This window comes from Sandarakinorhabdus glacialis (assembly GCF_014643455.1).
Lineage (GTDB): Bacteria > Pseudomonadota > Alphaproteobacteria > Sphingomonadales > Sphingomonadaceae > Sandarakinorhabdus > Sandarakinorhabdus glacialis.
The window spans coordinates 228,979-251,433 of sequence record NZ_BMJM01000005.1 but is presented as its reverse complement, the minus strand read 5'-3'; the positions used below and the strand labels follow the sequence as shown (position 1 = coordinate 251,433).

General features: G+C 66.1%; 21 protein-coding genes and 1 tRNA gene. 5 read left to right on the top strand and 17 right to left on the bottom strand.

The annotated features are described in order from the left end of the window. Positions 1 to 92: 92 nt before the first annotated feature. Positions 93 to 1,505: a 3-isopropylmalate dehydratase large subunit gene (gene leuC / locus IEW98_RS09340; protein ID WP_188762664.1), complete on the bottom strand. Its 1,413-nt coding sequence runs from the start codon at positions 1,503 to 1,505 to the stop codon at positions 93 to 95. 189 nt (positions 1,506 to 1,694) lie between these two features. Continuing rightward, positions 1,695 to 2,729, bottom strand: coding sequence for a Holliday junction branch migration DNA helicase RuvB (ruvB, locus tag IEW98_RS09335; protein ID WP_188762663.1), 1,035 nt, complete (start codon positions 2,727 to 2,729; stop codon positions 1,695 to 1,697). Positions 2,730 to 2,789: 60 nt separating this feature from the next. Here ruvB and IEW98_RS09330 point away from each other — a divergent pair, with 60 nt between their 5' ends. Then, positions 2,790 to 3,896 (top strand): dipeptidase, encoded by a 1,107-nt coding sequence (locus tag IEW98_RS09330; RefSeq protein WP_188762662.1) that lies wholly within the window; start codon positions 2,790 to 2,792, stop codon positions 3,894 to 3,896. Between the two features lie 215 nt (positions 3,897 to 4,111). On the opposite strand, the gene ruvA is transcribed toward IEW98_RS09330, so the two are convergent. From ruvA to IEW98_RS09290, 8 genes are all read right to left on the bottom strand, one after another. Further along, positions 4,112 to 4,705, bottom strand: coding sequence for a Holliday junction branch migration protein RuvA (gene ruvA, locus IEW98_RS09325; RefSeq protein WP_188762661.1), 594 nt, complete (start codon positions 4,703 to 4,705; stop codon positions 4,112 to 4,114). Beyond that, on the bottom strand, positions 4,702 to 5,205 hold the full coding sequence (ruvC, locus tag IEW98_RS09320) for a crossover junction endodeoxyribonuclease RuvC (RefSeq protein WP_188762660.1): 504 nt from the start codon (positions 5,203 to 5,205) through the stop codon (positions 4,702 to 4,704). The genes ruvA and ruvC overlap by 4 nt, the downstream gene beginning before the upstream one ends. A gap of 2 nt (positions 5,206 to 5,207) precedes the next feature. After that, entirely contained in the window at positions 5,208 to 5,684 is a 477-nt protein-coding gene (locus tag IEW98_RS09315) for an endonuclease domain-containing protein (protein ID WP_188762659.1), read from the bottom strand. An 8-nt stretch (positions 5,685 to 5,692) separates the two neighbouring features. After that, positions 5,693 to 6,433 carry a YebC/PmpR family DNA-binding transcriptional regulator gene (locus IEW98_RS09310; RefSeq protein WP_188762658.1) on the bottom strand — a complete coding sequence of 247 codons (741 nt, stop codon included), beginning with the start codon at positions 6,431 to 6,433 and terminating at the stop codon, positions 5,693 to 5,695. A 39-nt stretch (positions 6,434 to 6,472) separates the two neighbouring features. Then, a complete protein-coding gene (locus tag IEW98_RS09305) occupies positions 6,473 to 7,258 on the bottom strand; it encodes an FAD binding domain-containing protein (RefSeq protein WP_188762657.1) in 786 nt (261 codons plus the stop codon). Then, positions 7,251 to 7,730, bottom strand: coding sequence for a (2Fe-2S)-binding protein (locus IEW98_RS09300; RefSeq protein ID WP_188762656.1), 480 nt, complete (start codon positions 7,728 to 7,730; stop codon positions 7,251 to 7,253). The genes IEW98_RS09305 and IEW98_RS09300 overlap by 8 nt, the downstream gene beginning before the upstream one ends. A 110-nt stretch (positions 7,731 to 7,840) precedes the next feature. Beyond that, complete coding sequence (locus IEW98_RS09295) at positions 7,841 to 8,083, bottom strand: DUF2312 domain-containing protein (protein ID WP_188762655.1); 243 nt, start codon at positions 8,081 to 8,083, stop codon at positions 7,841 to 7,843. Positions 8,084 to 8,259: 176 nt separating this feature from the next. Next, positions 8,260 to 8,586: a DUF1244 domain-containing protein gene (locus tag IEW98_RS09290; protein WP_188762654.1), complete on the bottom strand. Its 327-nt coding sequence runs from the start codon at positions 8,584 to 8,586 to the stop codon at positions 8,260 to 8,262. A 74-nt stretch (positions 8,587 to 8,660) separates the two neighbouring features. Between IEW98_RS09290 and pyk the strand changes: the two genes are divergently transcribed. After that, positions 8,661 to 10,112: a pyruvate kinase gene (gene pyk, locus IEW98_RS09285; RefSeq protein ID WP_188762653.1), complete on the top strand. Its 1,452-nt coding sequence runs from the start codon at positions 8,661 to 8,663 to the stop codon at positions 10,110 to 10,112. 143 nt (positions 10,113 to 10,255) lie between these two features. Here the strand turns inward: pyk and IEW98_RS09280 are convergent, their stop codons facing one another. From IEW98_RS09280 to IEW98_RS09270, 3 genes are all read right to left on the bottom strand, one after another. Beyond that, positions 10,256 to 11,131, bottom strand: a complete 876-nt coding sequence (locus IEW98_RS09280) for an alpha/beta fold hydrolase (protein ID WP_188762652.1) — start codon at positions 11,129 to 11,131, stop codon at positions 10,256 to 10,258. After that, positions 11,128 to 11,919, bottom strand: a complete 792-nt coding sequence (locus IEW98_RS09275) for a glutathione S-transferase family protein (protein ID WP_188762651.1) — start codon at positions 11,917 to 11,919, stop codon at positions 11,128 to 11,130. Before IEW98_RS09275 ends, IEW98_RS09280 begins: the two co-directional genes overlap by 4 nt. Positions 11,920 to 12,054: 135 nt before the next feature. Continuing rightward, positions 12,055 to 12,129: transfer RNA gene (locus IEW98_RS09270), tRNA-Val, on the bottom strand. Between the two features lie 109 nt (positions 12,130 to 12,238). On the opposite strand from IEW98_RS09270, the gene IEW98_RS09265 reads away from it, so the two are divergent. Further along, positions 12,239 to 13,102 (top strand): N-formylglutamate amidohydrolase, encoded by an 864-nt coding sequence (locus IEW98_RS09265; RefSeq protein ID WP_188762650.1) that lies wholly within the window; start codon positions 12,239 to 12,241, stop codon positions 13,100 to 13,102. A gap of 229 nt (positions 13,103 to 13,331) precedes the next feature. Here the strand turns inward: IEW98_RS09265 and IEW98_RS09260 are convergent, their stop codons facing one another. From IEW98_RS09260 to IEW98_RS09245, 4 genes are all read right to left on the bottom strand, one after another. Continuing rightward, on the bottom strand, positions 13,332 to 15,428 hold the full coding sequence (locus IEW98_RS09260; protein ID WP_188762649.1) for a TonB-dependent receptor: 2,097 nt from the start codon (positions 15,426 to 15,428) through the stop codon (positions 13,332 to 13,334). Positions 15,429 to 15,541: 113 nt separating this feature from the next. After that, positions 15,542 to 16,108: a cytochrome b gene (locus tag IEW98_RS09255; RefSeq protein ID WP_188762648.1), complete on the bottom strand. Its 567-nt coding sequence runs from the start codon at positions 16,106 to 16,108 to the stop codon at positions 15,542 to 15,544. Positions 16,109 to 16,124: 16 nt separating this feature from the next. Continuing rightward, positions 16,125 to 16,889, bottom strand: coding sequence for a SapC family protein (locus IEW98_RS09250; RefSeq protein ID WP_188762647.1), 765 nt, complete (start codon positions 16,887 to 16,889; stop codon positions 16,125 to 16,127). Positions 16,890 to 17,002: 113 nt separating this feature from the next. Next, entirely contained in the window at positions 17,003 to 18,418 is a 1,416-nt protein-coding gene (locus IEW98_RS09245; protein WP_188762646.1) for an FAD-binding oxidoreductase, read from the bottom strand. 193 nt (positions 18,419 to 18,611) lie between these two features. Here IEW98_RS09245 and IEW98_RS09240 point away from each other — a divergent pair, with 193 nt between their 5' ends. Next, the gene (locus tag IEW98_RS09240; RefSeq protein ID WP_188762645.1) at positions 18,612 to 19,124 is read left to right on the top strand and encodes a hypothetical protein; all 513 of its coding nucleotides are present in this window, start codon (positions 18,612 to 18,614) and stop codon (positions 19,122 to 19,124) included. A 235-nt stretch (positions 19,125 to 19,359) separates the two neighbouring features. Further along, a complete protein-coding gene (locus tag IEW98_RS09235) occupies positions 19,360 to 22,374 on the top strand; it encodes a TonB-dependent receptor (protein ID WP_188762644.1) in 3,015 nt (1,004 codons plus the stop codon). The last annotated feature ends 81 nt before the right edge of the window (positions 22,375 to 22,455 follow it).

The window sequence follows — 22,455 nt, the reverse complement described above, 5'->3', positions numbered from 1 at the left end:
TAATGCGCTTGGCGGGTGGAGTGGTCCGTAAGTGCGTTGATTTGGCTTTGCGGGACGATGGATGCTGAAACAAGTTCAGCATGACGAACTCTTCACCTCATAAAATCCCGCACATCCGTCAGGTGTCCGGTAATCGCAGCGGCGGCGGCCATGGCCGGTGAAACGAGGTGCGTTCTCGCCCCCACCCCTTGCCGGCCGACGAAGTTGCGGTTGCTGGTGCTGGCGCAGCGTTCGCCGGCGGGGACCTGGTCGGGGTTCATGCCTAGGCACATCGAGCAGCCGGGTTCGCGCCAGTCGAAGCCGGCGTCGATGAAGATGCGGTCGAGGCCCTCGGCCTCGGCCTGGCGTTTGACGAGGCCCGAGCCGGGGACGACGAGGGCTTGCTTGATATGGGCAGCCACATGCCGGCCTTTTGCAACGGCGGCGGCGACGCGCAGGTCCTCGATGCGGCTGTTGGTGCAGCTGCCGATGAAGACGTTTTCGACCATGACATCGGCCATGCGGGTGCCCGCCGCCAACCCCATATATTCGAGGCTTTTCGCGGCGGCGGCGCGCTTGCCGGGGTCGGCGAAGCTGTCGGGGGCGGGCACGCTGTCGCCGATGGCGATGACGTCCTCGGGGCTGGTACCCCATGTCACCAAGGGTGCGATGGCGCTGCCGTCGATGATGATGGTCTCGTCATAGACGGCGCCTTCGTCGCTGGGCAGCTGCGACCACCAGGCGATGGCGGCTTCGAGTTCCGCGCCCTTTGGCGCGCGCGGGCGCCCGGTGACATAGTCGAAGGTCTTCTGGTCGGGCGCCACCAGCCCTGCCCGCGCGCCGGCTTCGATGGCCATGTTGCAGACCGTCATGCGGCCTTCCATGCTCATGTTGCGGATGATTTCGCCCGTATATTCGATGACATAGCCGGTGCCGCCGCCGGTACCGAGGCGGCCGATGACCGCCATGGCGACGTCCTTGGGCGAGATCGAGAAACCCAGTTTGCCGGTGATGCGGACTTCCATCGCCTTCGACTGGCGCAGCAGCAGCGTTTGCGTGGCGAAGACATGCTCGACTTCGGAGGTGCCAATGCCGAATGCCAAGGCTCCGAACGCCCCATGCGTGGCGGTGTGGCTGTCGCCGCAGACGATCGTGGTGCCCGGCAGGGTGAAGCCCTGTTCGGGGCCGATGACGTGGACGATGCCCTGTTCGGGGGCGTCGACGGCGATCATCTCGACGCCGAAATCGGCGCAATTCTGCGTCAGCGCATCGAGCTGCGCCTTCGACATCGGGTCGAGGATCGGCAGGTTGCGCGCCGTCGTCGGGACATTGTGATCGGGCACGGCGAGGGTGAGGTCGGGGCGGCGCAGGCGGCGGCCAGCCAGCCGCAGGCTCTCAAAAGCCTGGGGCGTCGTAACTTCGTGGATGAGATGGCGATCGATGAAGATCAGCGCGGTGCCGTCGTCGAGGCGGCGGACGATGTGATCGTCCCAGATCTTTGCATAAAGCGTGCGCGGATTGGTCATGGTGCCGTGTAGCCGCGAAATGGCGGTGCCATCAAGCGGGGAAGGCGATGAGCGGCGCCGGGTGGGCTGCGGAGGTAGAGCCATGCTGTCATCCCGGGCTTGGCCCGGGACCCAGTTTCTATCTGCGCGGAGAAGCAACTGGGTCCCGGGCCAAGCCCGGGATGACAGGTTGGAAGATGTCCTTAGGCGTCAGAGGATATCTTCGTCGAGCAGCGGCAGTTGCACCGGCACGCCGGCAGGCGGGGTCAGGCCAAGGTGCTTCCAGGCGCCGGGGTTGAGCATGCGGCCGCGCGCCGTGCGGGCGACGAGGCCGGACTGGATGAGGAAGGGCTCGATGACTTCCTCGATCGTGTCGCGGGCCTCCGACAGCCCGGCGGCGAGGGTTTCGACCCCGACCGGCCCGCCGCGATAAATGTCGGCGATCATCATCAGGTAACGGCGGTCCATCGCGTCGAGGCCGAGATTGTCGACTTCGAGGCGGTTGAGGGCGCGGTCGGCGGCGGTGCGGTCGACGGTGCTGGTGCCGGCGGCGGAGGCGAAATCGCGGACCCGGCGCAGCAGGCGACCGGCGATGCGCGGCGTGCCCCGGGCGCGGCCGGCTATCTCGCGGGCGCCGTCCGGGGTGAGGTCCAGGCCGAGCAATGCAGCGGCGCGGGTGACGACGCGAGTCAGCTCCTCGGTAGTGTAAAACACCAGCCGCAGCGGGATGCCGAAGCGGTCGCGCAGCGGTGTGGTGAGCAGCCCGGCGCGGGTGGTGGCGCCGACGAGGGTGAAATGCGGCAGGTCGATGCGGACCGAGCGGGCGGACGGACCCTCGCCGATCATCAGGTCGAGGACGCGGTCCTCCATCGCCGGGTAGAGGATTTCCTCGACGGCTGGCGCCAGGCGGTGGATCTCGTCGATGAACAGGACGTCGTGGTGATCGAGATTGGTCAACAGCGCGGCTAGGTCGCCCGCCTTGGCGATCACCGGCCCCGAGGTGGCGCGGAAGCCGACGCCGAGTTCGCGGGCGACGATCTGCGCCAGCGTCGTCTTGCCGAGGCCGGGCGGGCCGTGGAGCAGGACATGGTCGAGGGGTTCGCCGCGCTGTTTCGCGGCGGCGACGAAGACCGCGAGATTGGCGCGCAGGGCCTCCTGCCCGATGAATTCATGGAGGGTTTTCGGGCGCAGCGCCGCGTCGATATCGTCGGGCTTGCGCTGCGGGCTGAGAGGCGTGTCGGTCATTATGGCCCTGTCTAGCGGGTGATGGCGGTTGTAGCTATCGTTGCACAAAATGGGGGAATAATGCTGACAAGACGCGGGATACTGGGTGCTGCGGCGTTGGCGGCGGTGTTGCCGGGAATGGCGCGGGCGGCCAACCCGGGGATCATCATCGACGGCCTGACCGGGATCGCCGACCCCGACGGCAAGGAGGGCGATTTCGCGCTGTCGCCGCGAGCCGTGCGCGATTATCGCGAAAGCGGCCTGTCGGCAATCCAGGTGACGATCGGCGAGGTCGGCAATGCGCGGACGGGGTGGGACGCGGTGCAGGAGGGCGTGTCGATCCACAACCGGATCATCGACGCCAGTCCGGGAACGTTTGTAACCGGGCGGACGGCGGCGGATATTCGCGCCGCGAAGGTTGCGGGCAAGATCGCCATCGTGATGGGGACGCAGGATACCTCGATGGTCGGGCTTGACCTCGATCGGCTCGGAATCATGCAGGGGCTCGGCGTACGGGTCGTGCAGCTGACGTATAATCTGCGGAACCTGTCGGGGGACGGCTCGCTGGAGCCCGCGAACGCCGGGCTGTCGAAGCTGGGGCGGGCGACGATCGCGCGGATCGAGAAGGAGAAGCTGCTGCTCGACCTGTCGCACGGCGGGCAGCGGACGATCGCGGAGGCAATCGCGGCAACGACCCGGCCGATGACGATCAGCCATACGGGGTGCCGGTCGCTCCACGACAATCCGCGCAACGTGTGGGATGCGGAATTAAAGGCGGTGGCCAACAAGGGCGGCGTCGTCGGGATCTACTGGATGCCGTTCCTGGTGGCGAACAGCAAGCCGTTCGCGGCCGACCTGGTGCGGCACATGCGGCACGCGGTCGATGTGTGCGGGGAAGATCATGTCGGGATCGGCACCGATGGGGTGTTGCCGAAGACGGTGATCGATGCGGAGCGGCGGCGCAAACAGGCGGCGGAGAACCGGGACCGGGTGGCACGGGGGATAGCGGCGCCGGGCGAAGGGCCGGATGTGTTCACGATTATTCCGGATCTGGACACGCATCGGCGATTTGGGTTGCTGGTTGCGGCGCTGGAGAAGGACCGATGGCCGGCGGGGCGGATCGAGAAGGTGCTGGGGGGGAATTTGTTGCGGCTTTATGGGGATGTTTGGGGGGGGGTTAGCGGTTGAGGGTTGGGTGCTCGCATTCGACAATTGCGGGTTGACGCTCGCGCACGCTTTTCTGCCCGTCACCCCGGCGAAGGCCGGGGCCCATCTCCGGGACATGCAGGAGATGGGCCCCGGCCTTCGCCGGGGTGACGGGGAAGAAATGGGGTGACGAGGAGAGAACAGGCTGAGGTGGCGGGGAAGAGATCGGGGTGGGGGAAGCCCGGAGGTTTTGTAGCTTACCGCGCTGATTTCCTGAGCGCGACGCGGATAAGTTCGCTCACCCCTGCGCCGTCCCCGAGTTCGGCCTGGGCTTCAGCAACAGCCCGGCTAGCATCCATCGGCTTGAATCCCAGTCCCGCCAGCGCCGTCAGCGCGTCGGCTATGTCGCCGCGCTTGCTGCCGACCGGGAGCGGCGCGGAGGTCCCCAGCGCGACGGCGCCGAACTTGCCCTTCAACTCATTGGCGATCCGCGCGGCGAGCTTGGGCCCAACCCCATTGGCGCGCGCAATGCTGGCAGTATCCGAAGCAGCAATGGCGTGGGCAAGTTCATCCGGCCCGAGCACCGAGAGGATGGCCAGGGCAACACGGCCGCCAACACCTTGCACGGTTGTGAGCAGGCGGAAACTGTCGCGCTCCGACACCGAGACGAAGCCGAAAAGCTGAATGGCGTCCTCGCGGACCTGGGTTTCGATGTGCAGCGTCACCGGCCCAGGGGCAAGCGCACCCAGCGTCTTGGTCGAGGCGCTGACGAGGTAGCCGACGCCGCCCACGTCGATGATGCAGGTGTCGGCGCCGGCGCTGTCGAGCAGGCCGCGGAGTTTCGCAATCATGCGGTCGCCTTGATGCGCGCGGTCAGCGCCAGATGCGCACGCAGGTGGGCGTGCGAAATCGCAACAGCGAGGGCGTCGGCGGCGTCGGCGCCGGTAACCTTGGTGCCCGGCAATAGCCGCTCGACCATGGCGTGGACCTGCGCCTTGTCGGCGGCGCCGGTGCCGACGATGGCCTTCTTGATCAGGCGGGTGGCGTATTCGGCGACCGGCAGCCCGGCGCGCGCGGCGGCGAGCATGACGACGCCGCGCGCCTGGCCGAGCTTGAGGGTCGATTGCGGGTTCACGTTGACGAAGACTTCCTCGATGGCGGCTTCGACGCAGTGGTGCGCGGCGATGACGGTTTCGAGGCCAGCGTAGAGGGTGAGCAGGCGGTCGGCCAGCGGCTCGGAGGCGTGGGTTTTCACGGTGCCGTGGGCGATGTGGCGGAGGCGGTTGCCTTCGGAGTGAATGATGCCCCAGCCGGTGGCGGCGAGGCCGGGGTCGAGGCCGAGGATGATCATTCTCAAACTCCCCTCCCTTCTTCAAGGGAGGGGTTGGGGGTGGGTGAGTCTTTTGGCGCGCTGGCGTTTTCCGCAGAGTCACCCACCCCCAGCCCCTCCCTTGAAGAAGGGAGGGGAGTATTGCGGTCCTTGCGGCGGGGTTCGGCTTCAGTGAGGATAGTTTGGAGGACGCCGGGCAGGTTTTCGCCGACTTGCTGATTGCTGAAGCGGAGCACTTTCAAGCCCTTGCTGGCGAAGTTGGCGTCTCGCACCGCGTCCCGCGTGGTATCGTGCGTGCCACCGTCGATCTCGACGATGAGCGATGCCATCGGGCAGTAAAAATCCACGATCACGTTGCCGAAAACCGACTGGCGGCGGAACTTGAGGCCGTCGAGACGGCTGGCGCTGAGTTCATGCCAGAGCTTGCGTTCGAACGGCGTCGGCTCGTGCCGCATGGTTTCGGCGTATTCGCGCAGGCGGGGCAGGATGCGCGGTGGCAAGTCCGCTCCTAAAGTTTCGCCAGCACGTCTTCCGGCACGTCGTAATTGCCCCAGACGGTCTGCACGTCGTCGTCGTCATCCAGCGCGTCGATGAGCTTCATCAGCGTCGCCGCGTCGCCCTCACCAACGGTCACCATCACACCGGGCTTCCACGCCAGCTTGATGCCTTCCGGCTCCCCAAGCGCCTTTTCGAGCGCCTTGGCGACGTCGTGCATGCCGTCGACGGCGGTCCAGATCTCGTGGCCGTCCTCGGAGGACTGGACATCGTCGGCGCCGGCGTCGAGGGCGGCTTCGAAAATCTTTTCGGGATCGCCGGCCTTCACCGGATAAGAGATCAGCCCGAGCCGCTCGAAACCATGGCTTACCGAGCCCGAAGCGCCCAGGTTGCCGCCGTTCTTGGCGACCGCGGTGCGGACATTGGTGGCGGTGCGGTTGCGGTTGTCGGTCAGGGTCTCGATGATCAGCGAGACGCCGCCGGGGCCGAAGCCTTCATAGCGGACTTCCTCGTAATTCTCGCCGTCGGCGCCTTCGGCCTTCTTGATGGCACGCTCGATATTGTCCTTGGGCATGCCGCCCTGCCGCGCCGTGACGACCGCGGCGCGCAGCCGGGCGTTCATTGCCGGATCGGGCAGGCCCATTTTCGCGGCGACAGTAATTTCGCGCGACAGTTTGGAGAACAGCGACGAGCGCTTTTTGTCCTGCGCACCCTTGCGGTGCATGATGTTCTTGAATTTGGAATGACCAGCCATGTGGCAGGCTCTAGGCCAGCATTGGGGGCGGGCGCAAGATTAGCGCGCGTCCGTTATGGCCTTTGCCAGCATGACGCCGACGAGGTGCGCGCGGAATTCGGCGCTGGCGTGGATGTCGGTGTTGAGGTCGCTGTCGTCCAGCCTGAGCCCGGCGACGGCGGCGGGCTTGAAATCGGCAGATAGTGCGGCTTCGGCTTCGGGCCAGCGAAAGACGGCGGGGCCGGCTCCGGTAACGGCGACGCGGACGGCCGAACCGAAGCGCGCGACAAACACGCCGGCGACGGCGTAGCGCGAGGCAGGGTTGCGGAACTTGGCATAGGCCGAGGCTTGCGGAATCTTGAAGCCGATGCGGGTGACGATCTCGCCGTCGGCGAGCGCGGTGCTGAACATGCCCTGGAAGAAATCGTCGGCGGCATAGCTGGCGCGGTCGGTTTCGACAGTGGCATCCAGCGCAACCAGCGCGGCGGGATAGTCGGCCGACGGGTCGTTGTTGGCGATGACGCCGCCAATGGTGCCGCGATTGCGAACCTGCGGATCACCGATAAGCGCGGCCATCTGGGCAAGGCCGGAAATGACGCCGGCTTCGAGCGCGACGACGGCGTGGGTGGTCATCGCGCCGACCCAGAGGGTGTCGGCTTCGCGGCTTACGCCGGTCAGGCCGGGGATTGCCGACAGGTCGATGATCGTGTCGGGCATGCGCAGGCGGGACTTGATCGCCGGGAGCAGCGTGTGGCCGCCGGCGATGAAGGCGGCTTCGCCTCCGTTGGCGAAGGCGGCGGCTGCGTCGGCAAGCGACGTTGGGCGGGAGTAGTCGAAATCACGCATGAGCTTGTTCCCCCATGGCGCGGGCGCCGGCCTGAATGGCCTTCACGATGTTTACATAGCCGGTGCAGCGGCAGAGGTTGCCCTCGAGATCATGGGTGATCGTCTCGGCGCTCACGTCCGTTCCGTGGCGGCGGACGATCTCGAGACCGGCGATGACCATGCCCGGCGTGCAGAAACCGCATTGCAGGCCGTGATGCTCGCGGAAGGCGGCCTGCATCGGGTGGAGGGTTTCGCCTGACGCGATGCCTTCGATGGTGGTGATCGCCTTGCCGTCGACTTGTGCCGCCAGGATGGTGCAACTCTTGACCGCCTCGCCGCCCACAAGGACGTTGCAGGCGCCGCACTGGCTGGTGTCGCAGCCGATATGGGTGCCGGTCAGGCCGAGTTCGTCGCGGAGCAGGTCGACCAGCAAGGTCGCCGGGGCGACGTCGCGGCTATGGTCGGTGCCGTTGATGGTGAGGCGCGTCTGCATGGCGAAATCCCCGGGGCGTTTTGCGAGTCTTAGCGCAGCGATACGGAAAAGTAAGTAAGGACCCGCCCCCGACCCCTCCCTAGAAATAGGGAGGGGGGAAGCAAGGATCGTTAGTCGATCAGGCCGAGTGCGGTCTTGTAGGTGTCGAGCAGGGCTTCGGCTTCCTGGCGGGCGGCGGCTTCCATCTTGCGCAGGCGGACGATGGCTTTCATCGTCTTGGCGTCGAATCCGGTGCCCTTGGCTTCGGCGTAAACGTCCTTGATGTCGTCGGCGATGCCCTTTTTCTCTTCTTCAAGGGTCTCGATCCGCTCGATGAACAGCCGCAGCTGCTCGGCGGAAGCATTTTCGTTCATGGTTGCTCCGTGGATTGGTCGGGCGGGGTTAGCGCGGACGGGGGTGGTTGCAAAGGGGGTGGTTGTTTCCGGGAGCGTCACCCCGGCGAAGGCCGGGGCCCATCTCCGGAACGTGCAGGAGATGGGCCCCGGCCTTCGCCGGGGTGACGGGGAAAAAGCGGGGTGACGAAAAAAAGTTACAGCCCCGCCAGCTTGTTCCGCTCCAGCGACCCCGCCATGCGTGCCAGCTGCTTCGGCGTCGCTTCGGTCTGATGCTGCGTTTTCCAGTCGGACTGGTGCATCCCATAGACATGGCTGCGCGCCGCGGAATGCTCTAGCGACACGCCGGCCTCGGCCGCGGCCTCGTGAAGCCAGTCGCCCAGGCAGTTGCGGCAAAAACCGCCAACCCCCATCAAATCGACATTCTGCACGTCGGTACGGGCGCGCAGATGCGCCATCAAACGGCGAAAAGCAGCGGCTTCGATACGGTCGCGCACCGAATCGTCGGTAAAGGCATCGGACATTGGGTTCTCCCGTGGCGCTGGCTTCAACGAGCGGCTAAGGGGCAAGCCACCGTACCGAAGCGCAGGATCAATTCATGACCCACCATCTCCAACCGCGCGGCCGGCGCGTCAAGGTGTTGGCGACACTGGGGCCGGCTTCGGACAGCGAAGCGATGATCGGCGCGCTGCTCGAAGCCGGTGCCGACGCGTTTCGCGTCAACATGAGCCACGGCACGCCGGAAAGCCGCGGGGCGTTCATCGCCGCCATCCGTGCCGTCGAGAAATCGCACGGCAAGCCATTGACGATCCTCGCCGATCTGCAGGGGCCCAAGCTGCGCGTCGGGCGCTTTGCCGGCGGCTCGGCGATGCTGGAGAATGGCGCGCGCTTTCGGTTCGACCGTAGCGAAACACCGGGCGACGGGACGCGGGTCGTCCTGCCCCACAAGGAATTGTTCGCAGCGTTGCAGCCCGGCGCGCGGCTGCTGGTCGACGACGGCAAGCTGGTGTTGCGGGTGAAGTCTGTCGCACCCGACGCGATCGACTGCATCGTCGAGGTCGGCGGCAAGATTTCGGACAACAAGGGCGTCAACGTTCCCGACGTGGTGGTGCCGTTGCCGGCGCTGACGCCAAAGGACCGCGCCGACCTGACCTTTGCGCTCGAACACGGCGTCGACTGGATCGGGCTGAGCTTTGTCCAGCGGCCCGAGGATGTCGCCGAGGCGCGGCAGTTGATCGGCGGCAAGGCGGCTTTGCTCGCCAAGATCGAAAAGCCGGCAGCGCTCGAGCGACTGGCGGAGATCCTCGAGCTGGCCGATGCGGTCATGGTGGCGCGCGGCGACCTGGGGGTCGAATTGCCGCCGCAGCAGGTGCCGCCGGCGCAAAAGCGCATCGTCGCGATGGCGCGCGCACTCGGCAAGCCGGTGGTGGTGGCGACGCAGATGCTCGAATCGATGATCCTCAGCCCGTCACCGACGCGTGCCGAAGTGTCCGACGTGGCGACGGCGATCTATGACGGCGCCGATGCGGTTATGCTCTCGGCCGAAAGCGCCGCGGGCAAGTTCCCGGTCGAGGCGGTGTCGATGATGGACGCCATCGCGCGCGAGGTGGAGGCCGATCCGGGCTATTTCGGGCGGGTGCATTATACCGGGCTGGCGGCCGGCGAGACGACGGCCGATGCCATGTCGGAGGCGGCGGCATCGATCAGCCGGACCATCGGGGCCAAGGCGATCGTCTGCTTCACCATCAGCGGTTCGACGGCGCGGCGGGCAGCGCGCCACCGTGCGGCTGTGCCGGTGCTGTGCCTGACGCCGCGGATCGCCACGGCGCGGCGGATGGGGCTGGTCTGGGGTGTCAACGCGGTGGTGACACGCGATGTCGCCGGGTTCGAGGAGATGGTCGAAAAGGCCAAGCGCATGGCGCTGCGAACGCGGCTGGCGAAAGGCGGCGATGCGATCGTGCTGATTGCCGGGGTGCCGTTTTCGACACCGGGGACGACGAATGTCGTCCATGTGGTGCGGCTGACCGGGCAGGAACTGGCGGGGCATTAACCTTGTCCTCCCCCTCAAGGGGGGAGGCGAGAGACGCGTCTTCGCGGCCCGGGTGGGGGTGGTCCCCTGTCGGCGCAAGAGCACACCCCCACCCGCCGCGCCAAGAAGCGCGAGTCGCCTCCCCCCTCAAGGGGGAGGGCAAGTCAGGAAGTCAGAAACCCCCTCGCCTCCGCGATAAAATCCGCCGTCCGGTCATGGTGCACCCAATGCCCGGCCCGCTCATACGACGACACCGTCGCCGTATTGAAGTGCTTCAGCCGCCCATCCGTCTCCGGATTCGAAGCCCAACTCTCAGCCCCATAAACCAACAGCGTCGGACACGTAATCGCGCTCCACAGCTTCTCGAGATCGGCGTAAGGAATATCGACGCCCGAAAACGACCGCACGTAATTGTCGAACTTCCAGCTCCAGCTGCCGTCCTCGTTCTGCAGCATGCCGTGGACCGTCAGGTGGCGCGCCTGTTCGGCATTGAGGTGCTTGTTCTCGGCCTGCATGCGGGCCAGCGCCTCGCCGATGACGGCATAGCGCTTGGGCAGGCGGCGGGACAGGTCGCGCTGCTCGGTGATCCAGTTGCGCATCCGTTCGGCGGGGTCGCGGACGCCGCGCTCGGCGAGCATCTTGGGGGATGGCCCGAGTCCTTCGATGGCGATGAGTTTCGCCACCTTGTCGGGATACAGCCCGGCGTAGCGCAGCGCGATATTGCCGCCGAGCGAATGGGCGATGATCGACAGCGGCGCCATGTCCTTCTGGTGGATCAGCTGCGCCAGGTCATAGACGAAGGCCGCCATGGCGTAGTTGCCGTCGGGCGACCAGCCGCTGTCACCGTGGCCGCGCAGGTCGGGCGCGATGACATGCCAGTCACGCGCCAGGTCGGCGGCGACCCAGTCCCAGTTGCGGCAATGGTCGCGGCCGCCGTGGAGGAGCAGCAGCGGCGGCGCCTCGGGGTTGCCCCAGTCGACATAATGGAGCCGCAAGCGCTGCGAGATGAAACTGCCCGAGACGGGCCCGCCGAAGGTCACTTGATTTCAGCGCCGAAGCGGATGTTGCCGGCGGCCAGCCCGGCGAGCACGACATCGACCCCACCCGATCGCATCATCCATTCGAGGCGGTGGTCGCGGTATTCGCGCTTGAAGGCCCCGGAAGCGATGGCGCCGGGGACGGTTTTCGCCACCACCGCTGCGGCGGCATGCGCCTCGGCGGCGGTTTGCGCGACGCTGTCGCGCTTCATGCAGCGCGCCAGCCAGGCCTTGAGGTTCTCGCCCTGCGGCGGCGCGCCGAACCCGACCGCGCCGAGGACGAACGGCACCACGGCGATGTCGCCCCAGCCAAAGGCATCGCCGTTGAACCAGTCGGCGTCGCCCAACTGTCGTTCGAGCCAATCGTTGAGCCCCGCCACCTGCGCGATCGCCGTCGCCACCAGCGCCTCGCCGACCGGGCCCGTCGCGCGCCCGAAAACCTTGACCTCCATCATGCCCCAAGTGGTGGCCTCGTACTGGGTATCCATGACCTCCTCGATCATGCGGACGCGGGCGCGGGCGGCGGCGCCGGCCGGCAGCAGCGCCGGGATGGGCCAGCGGTCCTCGATATAGTCCTGGATGATCGTCGAATCGAAGACGCGGACGTCGCCGTCGATCAACGTCGGCACCTCGGCGCGCGGGTTGGCGGCGACAAAGTCACCCCCTGCCCCGCCGGCGCCCAAGCCGCTCGGGACGCCGCAATCGAAGGCGACGCCCTTTTCCCGAAGGGCGATCTTGTTCTTCTGCGCATAGGGCGAAAGCGGGTGTTCGTGGAGATATGGCTTGCTCATGGCGCATCCTTGCCGGGCGGCGCGGCCGAGGGCAATTGCCGCTATTGTCAGGTCGAGCGCCGCAACCCTGGCAGGCCATCGACCGACGACATTAAAAAGCCCGCGAAGTCGTCGGACTTCGCGGGCCTTGAATAATGGTGGGCACGGTAAGAATTGAACTTACGACCCCTGCGATGTCAACACAGTGCTCTACCACTGAGCTACGCGCCCACGTTGGCAGGCTGTTAGTCGGACACGCGCGCGGTTGCAACCCGGAAAGCAGGTCTTTGTGACACGAGGCCCACTGGCGAGGCGCGTTTGCCTCCCCTAACGTTGCAATATGAACGATTCGATGCTTCCCGGCTTCAGTGTCAGTGGCGACAGCGACGGCCGCTGGCCGGTGGTCATGGCGTCGCCGCATTCGGGCCGCGACTATCCGCCGGCGTTCCTCGCGGCGTCGCGGCTGTCGATGGCGCAGCTGCGGCGAGCGGAGGACCCGCTGGTCGATGCGCTGCTCGAGGGGATCGGCGACGTGCCGGTGCTGACGGCGCGCCACGGGCGGGCGTTTCTCGATCTCAACCGCGCCGAGGACGAGCTCGACCCGGCTATGTACGACGCGCCATTGCCGATCACGGCGCGGCAGACGGAACGCGTCGGGGCGGGACTCGGCGTGGTGCCGCGCGTCGCCGCACAAGGCCTCGACATCTATCGCCGCCGGATGCCGCCGGGGGAGGCGGAGGCGCGGCTGGCGGCGCTGCACCGGCCCTGGCACGCCCGCATCGCCGAGTTGCTGGCGCGGGCGCGGGCACGGCACGGCTTTGCCATATTGATCGATTGTCATTCGATGCCGCAGCCCAGCGGCGTGCTGCCACCGCAGATCGTGCTCGGTGATCGTTACGGGGGGAGCGCCTCGCCGGCGCTGATGAGCATGATCGAGGGGCATTTCCAGGCGGCGGGCTGGCGGGTGGGACGCAATATTCCCTATGCCGGTGGGCATACGACGGCGTTCCACGGTGCGCCGGGGGCGGGGATCCACGCGGTGCAGGTCGAGATCGACCGCGGGCTGTACGTCGATACAGGGCGGATGACGCCGACTGCCGGCTTCGCGGCGGTGGCGAGCGCGATGACCGGGCTGGCAGCGCTGCTGGTGGCCGAGGCGGCGTCGCTGGGGTTGGAACCACCGTTGCAGGAAGCTGCTGAGTAACTACACGATATTTGTCATCCCGGGCTTGATCCGGGATGACAACTTTAGTTGGCCCCCGCCCCATAAAATTCCGCCGTCCCGTGCAAGGCAGGGGACGGCGGGAGTTCAGGGAGGTTGACCGGGCGGACCCGGTCAAAGGGCGGCTGGTGCAAAGGGGGGAAGCACCAGCGCCAGCCCTTGAGATAGGATCGTTTTGCCGCAGTGCAAGGTCGTTTCGGAGACTATTTTCTCAGATCGTGAAGCGCAGCGAGAGGCGGATGTCGCGGCCCGGCAAGGGCGCGAAATCCTTGAGGAACGAGGCGTGGCGGCGGGCGTCGACGTCGAAGATATTGTTCGCCGACAGCACCAGCGAGGTGTTCGGCCGGTCGGCGAACGGCCGCACGCTGACCGAGGCATTGACCATCGTATAGCCGGCGGTCTCGGTCTCGAAGGCGGCGACCTTTTTCTGGCTGCTGCTGTGCTCGATCTCGGCGCGGGCGTCCCAGACCGGCCCGGTGGCGCCGATGCCCGCGAGCACGCGGAACGGCGGGATGCGCGGCACCGGGCCGAGGCCGCCGAGCAGTTTCGCATCGGTATAGTCGGCAAGTGCGTCGAGCTTGAGATCCTGGTCGCCGAACCGCGCCACGGTGATCTCGCCCTGCGCCTCGACGCCCAGATAGCGCGCCGAGGCCTGGTTGAACTGAAATACCGGCAAGCCATCCTCGACAGCGCCGGTCTGGCTTTCGTAGATATAGTTGGCGAAGCGGTTGTAATAGACCGAGGTTTCGAAGCTGTAGCCTTCACCGCGCCCGCGCAGCACGATTTCGGCGCCGTTCGAGCGTTCCTTGGCAAAGTCGGGGTTGCCGATCTCATAGGCCTGGGTTCCGGCATGGGGTCCGTTGGCGAGCAGTTCCTCGGCCGCCGGCCCGCGTTCGGTGTGCGACAGGTTGACGCCAATGCGCCAGACCTGGAACAGCCCGACACTGGCGCCCGCCGACCCCGAGAACAGGTCGAAGCTGCGATCGACGAAGACCGGCGCACCGCGGAAATCGCCGACGGCGGCACTCACCTTGGCGTTTTCGTAGCGGCCAGCAAATTCGGCCTTAAGTGCCCCGAAATCGAGCTCCTGCAGGGTGAACACGCCAAGCTGCGACGACTGGTTGCGCGGGATAAAGGCTTCCTCGCCGATGACGTTGAAGTCGCGCGTGAACACCTGCACGCCGCTGCCGCCCTTCCAGGTGCCGCCGCCGATGCTGCGCCTGGCCTGGCTGACTTCGAGGCGACCCTCGAGGCCGCGGTTGTAGAAAGTGGTGCCGATCTCGCCCGACGGCGCGAGTTCGGAATGCTGGTAGTCGGCGAAGCCGGCGCGGACCTTGATGGTGTCGATGATGTCGCCGCCGACGTTGACCTGCCCGCGGATGTCGAGGCGGTCCTGCTTGACCTTCAACCGGACGAATTCGCCCTCGCCGGTGGTGGTGTCGTAGCGGGCGGGCACGCCGTAGAGGCTGTCGTAATGGCCATAGCCGATGCCGAGCTCGCCGCCGGCATCGATGAAGGCGACGCCGGCGCCGGCGTTCCAGGTTTCGCCGGCCGTGTTTGGCAGGCGGTCCGCCAGCGATGCCAGCGCGCGGCCTTCGGGTTCGGGGCTGGCGAGGGCGGCGGCGCGCGCCGGGCCGGACAGGACGAAGCCGCCGATGCGCAGGTCGTCGGTCTTGTTATAGCTGCCGTCGACATGGACGACGAAGCGATCCCCCAGCGGCACTTCGGCGACACCGGCGATGTTGCGCTCGTTCGCCGCCGACGCATAGGTACCCAGAACGTCGAGATGGACGGCCTCCTGTGGCACTTCGCGCGGAATACGCTTGTCGATGACGTTGACGACACCGCCGATCGCCGACGAGCCATAAAGCAGCGAGGCCGGGCCGCGCAGGATCTCGATGCGTTCGGCAAACAGTGGATTGATGACAACGGCGTGATCGACCGAGGTGTTCGACACATCGAAGCTGCCGATGCCGTCGGTGAGAATGCGGACGCGCTCGCCCTGGAAACCGCGCAGGATGGGGCGCGAGGCGTTGGGGCCGAAGCTGGTCGAGCTGACGCCGGCTTGGCGCGACAGCGTATCGCCGAGGGTCGAGCGGAGCTGACGGGTGAGCTCGGTCCCCTGGAGGATGGTGATGCCCGACAGGACGGTGGCGCGGTCACGGGCGAAGGGCGCGGTGACGATGATCTCGGTGGACGGGGGGGCGTGCAGCTCGGTGTCGGGTGCATCGGTCACGGCATCGACGGCGAAAGCGGGGGTTGCGGCACCGGCAAGCAGCAGGGCGATAGCGGACAGGCGGTTGCGCATCGATGGAAGGCCTTTGTCGTTCTTATGCAAGCGACCGGGCTAGATGTGATACTATATCGTGTCAACGGGGTGTTTGGCGCATGACGGTGATTTCATGCACCGATCTGCCAAAGTCAGTCCCGCCGGGGCGGCAGCATCCGCGCCAGGAGGTCGTCACGGTCGAAGACATGGTGCTTGACCGCCGCCAGCACGTGCAGCGCGATCATCGCGATCGCCAGCCAGCCGAGCACCCCATGGCCCTGGCGAAAGACGCTGCCGAATGCCGGCGCCAGCGGCAACGGCGGGATCTCGGCGATGCCGAACCACGACATCGGGCGCAGCGGCAGTCGCGCCGACGACATCGCCCAGCCGCTCAGCGGCAGCGCCAGCAGCAGCAAATAGAAGCCATGGTGGCTGGCGCGGGCGACGATGATCTCGAGCCGCGTCATGTGCGCCGGCAGCGGCGGCGGCGGGTTGGCGATGCGCCAGCCGATCCGGAACAGCGTCAGTGCCAGCACCGTCAGCCCGAAACTGCGGTGAAGCATGATGACGTTGCCCCCGAGCGCCGCCTGTGCCGGATCGCCGCTGTCGAGCATGTCGCCGACCAGCAACCCGGCCACAAGGTTGCCGAGCACGATCAGCGCGGTCAGCCAGTGCAGCCCGATGGCGACGGTCGAATAGCGGCTGCGCCCGGCTGGCATCTCGATCCGGCCGGGATCAGCCCGGCACGGTCGTCGCGGCAACCTGCTTTTCGAACAGGCCCGAGATCAGCGACAGCGAGAACAGATGGGCATAGACGAGGCCCATCATCCCCGACTGGACCATCTTGCGCGACTGGTCGCCGCGCAGGCCCTGCAGCTTGTCCTCGGCAACCATGCGAAAGCCGCGATAGATCGCCGGATCGGCGACGCCGGGACGCTGGATGGTGACTTCGCCGTCCATCAGCAGGTCGAGCTTGGTCAGTTCCTCCATGAAGCTGCGGGTGCGGAACACCGCCTGCTCGAACTGCTCGCAAAAGGTCAGGATGTTCTTGGTCGTCTCGCTGGCATCGGTGCCGTCGAACAGCCGGTCCCCTTCGTCGGCGACGATCTGGTCCGAAGAATCGTCGAAGCACAACGACAGTTCCTCGCTGGTCGGCGACAGCCGCGCCAGCATGAACGGGTAACGGCGCACGAACGCCGGCACATATTGCCCGGCTTCCCACTGGTCGTCGGCGCCGAGGTAAAGGTTGTTGCCTTCCTCGAGCCCGACAAGGGCGAGCGGGGCCGGATTTTCGCCGAGGCCGAAGACGATCGGATAATGGCGCTGGGCAATGACGAATTCGTCGACCGTGATCGGAATGGCGTGGGTCTTGCGGGTGAAGGCAAGGTTGTCGCGCTGCTTGAGGCCGTGGTTGGGATGGAACTGCGACGACAACGGCACCACCGATTTATAGAACAGCGGCAGCGTCTGTTCAGGGGTGTTGGCGGGGATACTGGCCATGTCGTCGCATCTTTCCTGTGGGCGGGTCCGGTTCGCGGAACGGGGCTGTCTAGGGTCCGCCGCGGCATCGCGCAAGCCGGGTGCGTATCGAGCCGGGCCGCGCGCGCCAGTCACTATATCATCTTGCCCGGGTTCATCAGCCCCTGCGGATCGAGCGCTGCCTTGATGGCGCGAATCGCCGAAAGCTTGGCGGGGTCGCCGAGCCGCGCCAGTTCGGCGCGCTTGAGCACACCGATGCCGTGTTCGGCCGAAATCGAGCCGCCGGCCGCCGTCACCAGGTCATGGACCAGCGCCGAAATCGCCGCCGCACGATCGCCGATCCAGCGCGGGTCGGTCTCGCCCTCGCGCGCGCGCACGTTGAAATGGAGATTGCCGTCGCCCAGATGCCCGAACGCGATCACCCGCGCGCCGGGAAATTCGGTTTCGACACGGGCGGTCGCCGCCAGCGTGAAACCGGGCATCGCGGCCACCGGCACGGCGATATCATGGTGCACCGCCGGGCCCTCGCGGCGCTCGGCCTCGGGCAGTTCCTCGCGGATACGCCACAGCGCCGCCGCCTGTGCCACCGAAGCAGCGACCACCGCATCGACGACATCGCCCGCCGCCGCCGCATCGGCCAAGCAATCGGCCAGCAGCGCGTCGAGGCTGGCCGGCCCGGCGAGCTCGACCAGCACATGCCAAGGGTGCCTACCCCCCAGCGGTGCACGGTGGCCGGGCAGATGGCGCAGCACCAGTTGCAGCCCGATGTCGGGGATCAGCTCGAAACTTTCGACCTGGCCGCCCGACGCGCGCCGCAACCGCGCCAGCAGCGCCAGCGCCGCCTGTGGCCCCGGCACCCCGGCCCAGCCGATGGCGCGAAACGCCGGCGCTGGCACCAGCCGCAGTGCAGCGGCGGTGACGATGCCGAGCGTGCCCTCGCCGCCGATCAACAGCTGCTTGATGTCATAGCCGCTATTGTCCTTGGCCAGCCCGGTCAGCTGGTGGAGGACCTGGCCATCGGGCAACACCGCCTCGATCCCGGCGACCAGCGCGCGCATGGTGCCGTGGCGCAGCACCTGGACGCCGCCGGCGTTGGTCGAAACCAACCCGCCGATGGTGGCGCTGCCCTTGGCGCCGAGCGACAACGGAAATTCGCAGTCCACCTCGCGCGCTGCGTTGTGGACGTTTTCGAGGATGACCCCCGCCTCGGCGGTCAGCACCAGCCCGGCCGGATCGATGGCGCGAATGCGGTCCATGCGCGCCATCGAGACGAGCACCGCGCTGGCGTCGGCGGGCGGGATGCCACCGCCGACCAGCCCGGTATTGCCGCCTTGCGGGACCAGCGGCACGCCGTGCTCGGCAGCGGCGCGGACGATGGCGGCGGTGGTTGCCGTATCGCGCGGCAGCAGCAGCAGCGGCGAAGCGCCGTGGAACTTGCCGCGCCAGTCGACGAGGCGCGGCGCCAGCACGGCGGCATCGTCACTCCAGTTGCCGGACCCGGCCGCAAGCTTGAGCGCCGCGAGCGCCGATCGGGGGACAGGATTCGCCATCGACGATCACTAGCCGAGCGCGGCGTCGTCCGGAAGCAGACTGTCGATGCCATCATATTGACGGCGGCTTATGTCCCGTTAAGGTTGGTGATAAGTTCAGGGTTCGTTCAACCTGCGCAGGGCAACCGGACGCGGTGGAAACCGGGACAGATAACAGTGACGGGGTTGCCGGCTTTGGACGTTCGTTGACAGGGTGACCTTCGTTGTCCGTCAGATTTTCGGTCTTGCCGCGTGCGGTGTCCTGGCAATTGCCGGCGCGCTGCCGCTTGCAGCCGCTGCCGCCGCCCAGCCCGGCGAACCGCGCTCGCCGGCGGGCGAGCGGGCAGCGGGCGACAAACAGGCAAGCGAGAGGGCGGCCAGCGAGAGTCTGGGCGGCGCCTGGGGCCGGATGACGGTGCTGCCCGGCGGACCTGTCGACATGCGCCCGGTACCGCCGCGCAAGGGCCGCGACCGTTGCATCGCCATGAACGGCATCGCCGGTGCCCAGATGTTCGGGGACCGCGCCATGGAGCTGACGATGCGCAACGGCGGTCGATTCCGCTTGTTCTTCTCCAGCGAATGCCCGGCGCTCAGCTTCTACCAAGGCTTTTATTACCGCCGGTCGAAGGCCGGGCAGTTGTGTGCGGGCCGCGACGCCATCGGCGCACGATCGGGCGGCGAATGTGCGATTGCGAGCATTATCGCGATGCCAAAAACGCGCAGATAATGGCTGACTAGCACTTTTATCAGGGCAAATACTGGCGCTTAGCCCCTCGAATAGTGACGTATTTACCACGGTCGGCAACAGCTTGCATAAATTGTCTGTAAATCTGTCCGGAGACTGGACAAAGCCGCGGCAAGCGACGCAAGGTCACTTTGAACATGGCTCGGGACAGACCCGCCCATGACCTCGCGATCTCCCGGCACAGGGCGACCGGGGAAAGTCACCTGGGGAGGATCACATGTCCAATATTTCTGCAATCCGCACGCGCGGCATTCGTAACGCTCTCGTGGGCAGCGTATCGCTGCTCGGCTTCATCGCGGCACCGGCGTTCGGCCAGGCCGCAACGGCACCGGCCGCAACGGCCCAGGCCGCACCTGCCTCGCAGGATGGCGGCATCGAGGAAATCGTCGTCACTGCCCAGCGGTCGGCGCAAAGCCTGCAGGACGTGCCGATCGCGGTTTCGGCATTCAGCTCCGAAGCGCTCCAGCGCCAGCAGATCCAGAACAGCACCGATCTTCAGCTGACCCTGCCCAACATCACCTTCACCAAGGGCAATTTCACCGGTTCCAGCTTCACCATCCGCGGTATCGGCGATCTTTGCGTCGGCGTTACCTGCGACAGTGCCACCGCCATCCACGTCAACGGCAGCCCGCTGATCGCCACCCGCCTGTTCGAAGCCGAATTCTTCGATCTCGAGCGCGTCGAAGTGCTGCGCGGCCCGCAGGGAACATTGTTCGGCCGCAACGCCACCTCGGGCGTCATCAACTTCATCACCGCCAAGCCTGACCTCACCAAGATCGGTGCCGCTGGCGAAGTCGATTACGGCAACTATAATTCGCTGCGCGTTCGCGGCATGTTCAACCTGCCAATCACCGAAACGCTCGGTGTCCGGCTGGCAGGCTTCTACCTCAAGCGTGACGGCTATACCCAGAATCTCTACAACGATACCGAGATCGATGGCCGCGACATGTACGCCATCCGCGGTTCGGTGCGCTGGGAACCCACCGATAATACCCGCATCGACCTGATGGGCTATTATTTCAAGGAGGACGACAACCGCTCGCGCATCCAGAAGCAGCTGTGCCAGCGTGATCCGACCGGCGTTCTGGGCTGCCTTCCCGGCCGCCTCGACTTCGGCAAGCTCAACGGCAACTCGACCTTCGTTGGCGTCCTGACGTCGCGCGAACTGCTTCGCATCTCGGGCGGCGCTGCATTCGGCGGGCCGCTGTCATCGGCCGGACTGGGCAGCCTTTACGGTCCCGATTCCTATGCTGGTTTCCAGGAACCCAACGACGTCCGCCAGGTCCGCACGGCATTCACACCCGAATATGCCGCACAAGAACAACAATATCAGGCGCGTATCGAGCATGATTTCGGCGCTGTCAAAGCGCAGGTCACCGGGCTCTATCAAAAGACCGCGGTCGATTCGCGGGTCGATTACAACCTCGGCATCCAGAACCCCGACGTTTTCAAGCCGGGCCTCACTGGCCTTCAGGGTCTGGCTGCTGCACCCGGCATCGGTGCGTATTTCAACCGCATCCCGGCGGCGCTCTATCCCAACGGCGTCAACGGTCCCTATTGCACATCGGACACCGACCTGGCCGGCAATGGTGCCTTTGACGGCAGCAAGATCTGCAGCGCCGTGCCAATCAACTTCGATCGTTCGAACGAGGAACGCCGCACCTGGTCGGTCGAAGGCATTTTTTCGACCCAGTTCGACGGGCCGCTCAACTTCCTGCTCGGCGGCATCTATCTTGACTCGAAGCTGCCCGAGAACAGCTATTTCGTGAACGGCTTCGGCATCGACTATGTTGCGGGCGTCCTTGGCGGCGCCACTGGGCTTGGCGGCGGCCTGCCACCCGGCTATCTCGGCACGCCCTTCTTCCGCAACAACACCGATGAAACGACGCTGAAATCCTATGGCATCTTCGGCGAGGCCTATTGGGACATAAACGACAGCATCAAGATCACCGCGGGCCTGCGCTACAACAACGACAAGAAGACGGTAAGGGCGCGATCGACGCTTGCCAGCTTCTACGTGCCGTTCGGTGTCGCTGACCCGTTCGCATCGCCCTATGCCGCCGGCTTTGACGCCGATCCAGGCTCGGTCTGCGCCCGTCCGGGCACGACCGTACCGGGCACCATCGGTTCGGTAGCCGGTTGCGAAGCGTTCCAAGAACGCAACGTAGGCTTCGGTGAGTTCACCGGGCGCTTCGTCATCGATTGGAAGATCACCGACGAAAACCTGATCTACGCATCCTACTCGCGCGGCTACAAATCGGGCGGCGTCAACCCGCCGCTGCAGCCGATCTTCGCGGTGCCAGAATCCTTCAAGCCGGAATTTATCGACTCGTTCGAGGTCGGTACCAAGAACACCTTCCTCGACGGCACGTTGCGCGCCAACCTGACCGCGTTCTATTACAAATATTCGGCGCTTCAGCTCAGCCGTATCGTCGCCCGCACATCGGTCAATGATAACGTCGACGCCGAAGTCTACGGCGTGGAAGGCGAATTCATCATCCAGCCAACCCGCGAACTGGCGATCAACTTCGGCGCCAGCTATCTCCACACCAAGGTTTCGCAGGACAAGTTCCTGTCCAACCCGCGTGATCCCTCGGGCGGCCGCAGCGACACCGTCATCATCAAGGACATCACCAACGGCTCCAACTGCGCCGTCGTGCCCCGCACGGCCGGCAATGCCGCTGCCGCCAATGGCTATGTCGCGGCCGTCAACGCCGCCCTTGGCTTGCGGGCACCCACGGCGTTCCCGTCGGACGCTGGCCTGACATCGACCGGCGCCTTCGGCATCTGCAGCGTGCTCGCAGGCACCAACGGGGCTTCCGCTGCCGCTGCCGGTCTCGACGTGCTGTTCGCCGGGGTCGAGGTCAACATCAAGGGCAACTCGCTGCCACAGGCACCGGACTTCAAATTCTCTGCTGGTGCCCAGTACACGCTCGAGTTCGACAACGGCATATCGGTCGTGCCGCGCGCCGATCTCGCCGTGACGGGAACCCAGACCGGCAACATCTTCGGTGGCTTCGTCAACCGCATCCAGAGCTACTCGATCGTCAACGCGCAGATCCAGGTCAACGGCCGGGATGACCGCTGGTACGCCCGCGCCTATGTGCAGAACCTGACCAACAGCAACGCCACCACGGGCCTTTATGTCACCGACCAGTCGTCGGGCCTGTTCACCAACATCTTCACCCTCGAACCGCGCCGTTACGGCGGCGCCATCGGCTTCAAATTCTGAAGCCGGCGGAAATCGAACTGCCGGAGGGGCGGGAGGCAACTCCCGCCCCTTTGCATTTGTTAAATTCGGTCGTCCGACACA

Bases quoted from the DNA above. Each gene is read 5' to 3' on its own strand.
- leuC (WP_188762664.1), bottom strand. From the start codon at position 1,505: ATGACCAATCCGCGCACGCTTTATGCAAAGATCTGGGACGATCACATC.
- ruvB (WP_188762663.1), bottom strand. From the start codon at position 2,729: ATGACCGACACGCCTCTCAGCCCGCAGCGCAAGCCCGACGATATCGAC.
- IEW98_RS09330 (WP_188762662.1), top strand. From the start codon at position 2,790: ATGCTGACAAGACGCGGGATACTGGGTGCTGCGGCGTTGGCGGCGGTG.
- ruvA (WP_188762661.1), bottom strand. From the start codon at position 4,705: ATGATTGCGAAACTCCGCGGCCTGCTCGACAGCGCCGGCGCCGACACC.
- ruvC (WP_188762660.1), bottom strand. From the start codon at position 5,205: ATGATCATCCTCGGCCTCGACCCCGGCCTCGCCGCCACCGGCTGGGGC.
- IEW98_RS09310 (WP_188762658.1), bottom strand. From the start codon at position 6,433: ATGGCTGGTCATTCCAAATTCAAGAACATCATGCACCGCAAGGGTGCG.
- IEW98_RS09305 (WP_188762657.1), bottom strand. From the start codon at position 7,258: ATGCGTGATTTCGACTACTCCCGCCCAACGTCGCTTGCCGACGCAGCC.
- IEW98_RS09300 (WP_188762656.1), bottom strand. From the start codon at position 7,730: ATGCAGACGCGCCTCACCATCAACGGCACCGACCATAGCCGCGACGTC.
- IEW98_RS09295 (WP_188762655.1), bottom strand. From the start codon at position 8,083: ATGAACGAAAATGCTTCCGCCGAGCAGCTGCGGCTGTTCATCGAGCGG.
- IEW98_RS09290 (WP_188762654.1), bottom strand. From the start codon at position 8,586: ATGTCCGATGCCTTTACCGACGATTCGGTGCGCGACCGTATCGAAGCC.
- pyk (WP_188762653.1), top strand. From the start codon at position 8,661: ATGACCCACCATCTCCAACCGCGCGGCCGGCGCGTCAAGGTGTTGGCG.
- IEW98_RS09275 (WP_188762651.1), bottom strand. From the start codon at position 11,919: ATGAGCAAGCCATATCTCCACGAACACCCGCTTTCGCCCTATGCGCAG.
- IEW98_RS09265 (WP_188762650.1), top strand. From the start codon at position 12,239: ATGAACGATTCGATGCTTCCCGGCTTCAGTGTCAGTGGCGACAGCGAC.
- IEW98_RS09260 (WP_188762649.1), bottom strand. From the start codon at position 15,428: ATGCGCAACCGCCTGTCCGCTATCGCCCTGCTGCTTGCCGGTGCCGCA.
- IEW98_RS09255 (WP_188762648.1), bottom strand. From the start codon at position 16,108: ATGCCAGCCGGGCGCAGCCGCTATTCGACCGTCGCCATCGGGCTGCAC.
- IEW98_RS09250 (WP_188762647.1), bottom strand. From the start codon at position 16,889: ATGGCCAGTATCCCCGCCAACACCCCTGAACAGACGCTGCCGCTGTTC.
- IEW98_RS09245 (WP_188762646.1), bottom strand. From the start codon at position 18,418: ATGGCGAATCCTGTCCCCCGATCGGCGCTCGCGGCGCTCAAGCTTGCG.
- IEW98_RS09235 (WP_188762644.1), top strand. From the start codon at position 19,360: ATGTCCAATATTTCTGCAATCCGCACGCGCGGCATTCGTAACGCTCTC.